Source organism: Variovorax sp. P1_H12_2, assembly GCF_056405335.1.
Genome location: NZ_JBFUCI010000388.1, coordinates 1 through 6,205 on the forward strand (window position 1 = coordinate 1; position 6,205 = coordinate 6,205).

Genomic DNA, 6,205 nt, shown 5'->3' on the forward strand with positions numbered 1-6,205 from the left:
GCATGGCCCAGGGGCTGGGCTGTCGGCAACTCGGCCAGCGGCAGGGCCGGCGGCGGTGCGCCGGTCGGCAGGCACAGCGGGCAGTCCAGGTGGCCGGCAGCGGGCGCCTGCGCGCCGTCGTCGGTCAGCACCACCAGCATGGAGGCGCCGGCGGCCGAGCAGACGATTTCCATCGGCTTGGGCTGCACCAGCGGCGACGCCACCGCGACGCCGAGCGACAGCGCGAACCACACCAGCACGAAGCTGGCGAGAAGGCGGGCGTGGCGAAGGGCGGGCATGGGCGCGATTATGCGGGTTCTCAGCGCGACGGCGGGTCGACCGGCACCACGGTGGTCGAGCGCTGCGAGCGCACCGTCTCGGTCGCGCCCGGCACCGGCTCGCCGGCCGGCGTGACCACCGTGGCACGGCGGTCGGGCGTGCGCGTCGTGACGTTGGCCGGCGGCCCGCCGCGCGCGCGGTCCAGCGCGGCACCGGCATCGCGCACGCAGGCCTCGCGCTCGGGCGCCGCCAGCTTGCCGCTGTTGCACACGGCCAACTGGCGCTCATGGCGCTCCTGGGCCTGCTGCAGATTGGTCGGCGCCTGGGCGGCGGCGCCGAGCGCGGTGGCCAGCAACGCGCCGCACATGGCGGCACGGAAAACGGTTCGAGTCATGGGGTGGCTCCGACGGTGGACGGTGCAGAGTCTACGCGCCGTGCACCGCGTCCGGCTTCGCCTCGGGCGCCGCCGGCTTGCCGCGCAGACGCCGCACGGTGCGCCGGATCCAGCCCTCGACATCGTCGACATAGGTGAACACCGCCGGCACCACCAGCAGGCTCAGCACGGTCGAGGTGATCAGTCCGCCGATCACCGCCATCGCCATCGGCGAGCGGAAGCTCGAGTCGGCCGTACCGAACCCGACCGCGATCGGCAGCATGCCGGCGCCCATCGCCAGGGTGGTCATGATGATCGGCCGGGCCCGCTTGTGGCAGGCGTCGCGCAGCGCGTCCCAGCGCGAGAGGCCGTGCTCGCGGCGCGCCACGATCGCGTACTCCACCAGCAGGATCGAGTTCTTGGTCGCGATGCCCATCAGCATGATGAGCCCGATCAGCGAGGGCATCGACAGCGCCTTCTGCCCGATCAGCAGGCCGACGAAGGCGCCGCCGAGCGCCAGCGGCAGCGCGCACAGGATCGTGATCGGATGCAGGAAGTCCTTGAACAGCAGCACCAGCACGATGTAGATGCACAGCACGCCGGTCAGCATCGCCAGCCCGAAGCTCGCGAACAGCTCGGTCATGACCTCGGCGTCGCCGACTTCGGCCACCCGCACGCCGGGCGGCAGGCTGCGGATCGAGGGCAGCTTCATCGCCGCGTCCTTGGCGTCGCCAAGGCCGACGCCCGACAGCTCGATCTCGAAGTTGACGTTGCGCGAACGATCATAGCGGTCGATCACGGCCGGGCCGCCCTCGACCGTGAGCGCGGCCACCTGGCCCAGCATCACGGGGCCGCGCGCGCCGGGTACAGCCAGGCGTTCGAGCAGCGCGAGATTCTGGCGCGCCGAATCCTCCAGCTTGACCACGATCGGCACTTGGCGCTGCGCCAGGTTGAGCTTGGGCAGGTTCTGGTCGTAGTCGCCGAGGGTGGCGACGCGCAGCGTCTCGGCGATCGCGGAACTCGTCACGCCGAGGTCGGCGGCGCGCGCGAAGTCGGGCCGCACCGCGATCTCGGGCCGGATCAGGCTCGCGGTCGAGGTGATGTTCCCCAGGCCCGGGATGGTGCGCAGGTCGCGCTCCACGGCGCGGGCCGCGGTGGTCAGCGCGGCCGCGTCGTCGCCGCTCAGCGCCAGGATGTACTTCTCGCCCGAGCCGCCGAGGCCGACCGTGCTGCGCACGCCGGGCAGGGTTTCGAGCGCGGCGCGGATCTGGTTCTCGATCACCTGCTTGCGCGGCCGGTCGCCGCGCGGGTCGAGCTGGATCGTGAGGGTCGCCTTGCGCGTTTCGGGCGTGCCGAAGTTGGCGAAGGGGTCGCCGCCCGCGCTGCCGCCGCCGACCGTGGTGTAGACGCTGCACACGTGGTCGATCGCCATCACGCGGCGGCGCGTTTCCTCGGCCGCGGCCGTGGTCTGGGCCAGCGTGGCGCCGGGCGCCAGCGACAGGTAGACCTGGGTCTGCGAGTTGTCGTCCGGCGGGATGAAGCCGGTCTTGAGCAGCGGGATCATCGCCACCGAGCCGAAGAAGAACAGGGTGGCCAGCACCATGGTCGTGAAGCGGTGCTTCAGGCACCACTCGGCCATCCGCATGTAGATCGAGAGCCAGCGCGGCTCCTTCTCGGCGTCGACGATCGGCTTCAGGATGTAGGCCGCCATCATCGGCGTCAGCATCCGTGCCACCACCAGCGAGGCGAAGACCGCCAGCGACGCGGTCCAGCCGAACTGCTTGAAGAACTTGCCGGCCACGCCGCTCATGAAGGCGGTCGGCAGGAACACCGCGATCAGGGTGAAGGTGGTGGCGATCACCGCCAGTCCGATCTCGTCGGCCGCCTCCATCGCGGCCTGGTAGGGCGACTTGCCCATGCGCAGGTGGCGCACGATGTTCTCGACCTCCACGATCGCGTCGTCGACCAGGATCCCGACCACCAGCGAGAGCGCGAGCAGCGAGATCACGTTGACCGAGAAGCCCAGCAGGTACATGCCGGCGAAGGCCGGGATCACCGACATCGGCAGCGCCACCGCCGAGACGAAGGTGGCGCGCCAGTCGCGCAGGAACAGCCAGACCACGATCACGGCCAGGATCGCGCCTTCGTAGAGCAGGTTCAGCGAGCCCCGGTATTCCTCCTCGACCGGGGCGACGAAGTTGAAGGCCTCGGTGAGCTCGATGTCCGGCCGCTGCGCGCGCATCTCGGCCAGCGCCTTCTGGATCGCGGCGCCGACCTCGACCTCGCTGGCGCCGCGGCTGCGCGCCACCTCGAAGCCGACCACCGGCCGGCCGTCGAGCAGGGCGGCGGCGCGCGGCTCGGCGATGGTGTCGCGGATGCGGGCCACCTCGTCGAGGCGGATGCGACGGCCGTCGGGCAGCGCGATCTGCATGGCGTTCAGCTGGTCGGCCGACTGCACCGTGGCCAGCGTGCGCACCGGCTGCTCGCTGCCGCCGACATCGGTGCGGCCGCCCGCGCTCTCGGTCTGCACCAGCCGCAGCTGGCGCGAGAGGTCGGCCGCGGTGGCGCCCAGCGCCTGCAGCTTGGCCGGGTCGAGGTCGACATGCACCTGGCGCGTGACGCCGCCGACGCGGTTCACCGCGCCGACGCCGGGCAGCGCCAGCAGTTTCTTGGTGACATCGTTGTCGACGAACCACGAGAGCGCCTCGTCGTCCATCTTCGAGGACGCGATGGTGAAGGCCAGCACCGGCTGGGCCGCGAAGTCGAGCTTGGTGACGACCGGATCGCGCACATCGGCCGGCAGGTCGGAGCGCACCCGCTGCACCGCGGAGCGCACGTCGTCGACCGCCTCCTGCACCGGCTTCTCGAGCCGGAACTCGACGATCAGCGTCGCCGCGCCGTCCTGCACCTTGGTCGTGATGTGCTTGAGGCCCTGGATGGTGGCGATCGCGTTCTCGAGCTTGCGCGCGACGTCGTTCTCGAGCTGTGAGGGCGCGGCACCCGGCAGCGCCGCCGACACCGTGACGGTCGGCAGGTCGATGTCGGGGAAGTTCTGCACCTTCATCGCATTGAAGGACAGCAGCCCTGCGAAGCTCAGCAGCACGAACAGCATCACCGCCGGGATCGGGTTGCGGATGGACCAGGCCGAGACGTTCATGGGCGCTGCTCCTTACTTGATGGCCTCGACGGCGGGTTTGGCGGCCGCGGGCGCATCGACCACCCGCACCAGGTCGCCGTCGTTCAGGAAGCCGGCGCCCTGGACCACGACACGCGCATCGGCCGGCAGCGGGGTCGTGATCTCGACCCGGTCGCCGACCCGGCGGCCGGTCTCGACCTTGAGCTGCGCGACCCGGTGGTCGGGTTGCAGCAGCAGCAGGTAGTTGAAGCCGTCGCGCGGCACCACCGAGGCCTGCGGCACGGTCAGCGCGCTGGTGCGCCCGAGCTGGAAATCGCCGCGCGCGAACATGCCGGCCTTGAGCCCGGTGTTCTGCAGCACGTTCGGGATGTCGACATAGACCAGCGCCGCGCGGGTCTGCGGGTCGACCGTCGGCGCCACGCTGCGCACCTTGCCGCTGACCTGGGCGCCGCCGGCGCTGGTGATCACCGCGGGCGTGCCGGCCGCGATGCGGCCGAGCTCGGACGAGGTGACCTCGGCGCGCCACTCGAGCCGGCCCTGGCGGACCATGCGGAACAGCTCGGTGCCGGCATTGACGACGCTGCCGACGGTGGCGGTGCGGGCAGAGATCACGCCGTCGTCGGGCGCCAGCACCTGCGTGTTGCGGCCGCGCACCTGTTGCGCGGCCAGCACCGCCTCGGCCGCCTCGACCCGCGCCTTGGCGGTCTGCTCGGCGGTCTGGTACTGGTTGATCTGCTGCTGGCTCATCGCGCCGGTGGCCTGCAGCGTGCGGGCCCGCGCGGCGGTGCCGGTGGCATCGGCGGCGGTGGCGCGGGCCTCGGCCAGGGAGGCCCTGGCCTGCGCCACGTCGGCCTGCACCGACTCGGCCGAGAAGGTGGCCAGCACCTGGCCCTTCTTCACCACGTCGCCGACGTTGACGCGCACCTCGGCCAGCTTGAGGCCGTTCGATTCGGAGCCGATGCTGGCCTCCTGCCAGGCGGCGACATTGCCGTTGGCGGCCAGCGTGACGGTCAGTTCGCTGGTCTCGGGCCTGGCGACCGTGACGGTCAGCGAGGGGCGGGCGGCGGCTTCGGGCTTTTTCTCGGGCGCGGCGGCCGGCTTGGCCCGCAGCAGCCAGAAGGCGCCGGCGGCCAGGACCAGCACGGCAGCCAGCACGGCGAGGAGGGTGGAACGCTTCATTCTTTTCATGGCGACGGTGCGGAGGCTGGGGCCGTGGAGGCCAGGGATTCGGGCCGCGTCCAGCCGCCGCCCATGGCGCGGTAGAGCGAGACCCAGGCTTCGGCGCGCTCGCGCTGCAATGCGACGCGGGCGGTCTGCGAGACGAACAGCGTGCGCCTCGCATCCTCGAGATCGAACAGGCTCGCGAGGCCGGTGGTGTAGCGGGCCTGGGTGGCGTCGAAGGAGATCTGGTAGTTGCGCACCGYGGTGTCGGCATCGGCCGCACGGTCGTTGGTGCTCTGCAGGTTGATCAGTGCCTGTTCGACTTCGCTCACCGCGCGGCGCACGTTGGCGCGGTAGAGCGCCACGGATTCGTCGTAGCGGCCCTTGGCGGCGTCGTAGTTCGCCGCCAGCGTGCCGCCGTCGAAGATTGGAACGTTGAGCGCCAGCGGACCGAGGGTCCAGGTGTCCAGGGTTTCGCTGAACCCGCCGCCGCGCACCTTCAGCACGGCGATCGATCCCTGGAGCGACAGGCGCGGGAAGCGCTGGGCCAGCGCCGCGCCGGCCTCGGCGCTGGCCACGGCGACGTCGAGTTCGGCCGCGTAGACGTCCGGCCGCTGCGCCAGCGCCTCGGCCGGCACGCTGTAGACCGCCTGCACCGCGGGCAACGTGACATCGATCGGGGCAGCGGCCAGCTTGGGCGCCAGCACCGTTCCCTCGATGCCGGTCAGCGCCACCAGCGCCTGCTGCTGCACGCTGCACAGCGCCCGCTGCTGGGTCAGCCTGCCTGCCGCCTCGGCGGCGCTGGCGCGAGCCAGCGCGGCATCGGCGGGCGCCGTGAATCCGGCCTGCGCGGACAACTCGGTCAGGCGCGCGGACTCGGCGCGCGATTGCGCGTCGGAGGTCGACACCACCAGCTGGCGCCGGCAGGCCCGCTCGGCCAGGTACGCGTTGGCGGTCTCGGCCGCCACCGACACCCGCGCGTCGTGCCAGCGCGCGTCGGCGCCCGCGTAGCGCGACTGGGTGGCGTCGCGGCTGGCGCGCAGGCCGCCGAACAGGTCGATCTCCCAGCTCGACTGCAGGCCGGCCTGCTGCGTGGTGATCGGGGGGATGTCGGTGCTGGTGCCGCTGGTGGCGCCGGTCGAGAAGCCCGAAGTCGGCGAATTGCCGCGGCTGGCCGACAGCGAGCCGTTGAGGTTCGGCACCAGCGCCGCGCCGGCCGCGACGCGCGCGGCGCGGGCTTCGCCGATGCGCGCCTGCGCGCTGGCGACGGTCGGGCT

Annotated in this window: 5 protein-coding genes; all 5 read right to left on the reverse strand. The window is 72.0% G+C overall.

Annotation, left to right across the window (positions count from 1 at the left end; genetic code table 11):
- Positions 1-278: hypothetical protein (locus AC1D2K_RS27910; RefSeq protein ID WP_478092772.1), on the reverse strand; the 278-nt coding region annotated here is incomplete at its 3' end.
- A 20-nt stretch (positions 279-298) separates the two neighbouring features.
- Positions 299-652 (reverse strand): hypothetical protein, encoded by a 354-nt coding sequence (locus AC1D2K_RS27915; RefSeq protein ID WP_478092773.1) that lies wholly within the window; start codon positions 650-652, stop codon positions 299-301.
- Positions 653-683: 31 nt separating this feature from the next.
- Positions 684-3,788: an efflux RND transporter permease subunit gene (locus AC1D2K_RS27920; protein ID WP_478092775.1), complete on the reverse strand. Its 3,105-nt coding sequence runs from the start codon at positions 3,786-3,788 to the stop codon at positions 684-686.
- Between the two features lie 12 nt (positions 3,789-3,800).
- A complete protein-coding gene (locus AC1D2K_RS27925; RefSeq protein WP_478092776.1) occupies positions 3,801-4,955 on the reverse strand; it encodes an efflux RND transporter periplasmic adaptor subunit in 1,155 nt (384 codons plus the stop codon).
- Positions 4,952-6,205, reverse strand: a 1,254-nt coding sequence (locus AC1D2K_RS27930; protein ID WP_478092778.1) for an efflux transporter outer membrane subunit, incomplete at its 5' end; no start/stop codon positions are given. The genes AC1D2K_RS27930 and AC1D2K_RS27925, both read right to left, overlap by 4 nt.

Coding starts and splice junctions, on each gene's coding strand:
- AC1D2K_RS27925 (WP_478092776.1), bottom strand. CDS start 4,955: ATGAAAAGAATGAAGCGTTCCACCCTCCTCGCCGTGCTGGCTGCCGTG.
- AC1D2K_RS27915 (WP_478092773.1), bottom strand. CDS start 652: ATGACTCGAACCGTTTTCCGTGCCGCCATGTGCGGCGCGTTGCTGGCC.
- AC1D2K_RS27920 (WP_478092775.1), bottom strand. CDS start 3,788: ATGAACGTCTCGGCCTGGTCCATCCGCAACCCGATCCCGGCGGTGATG.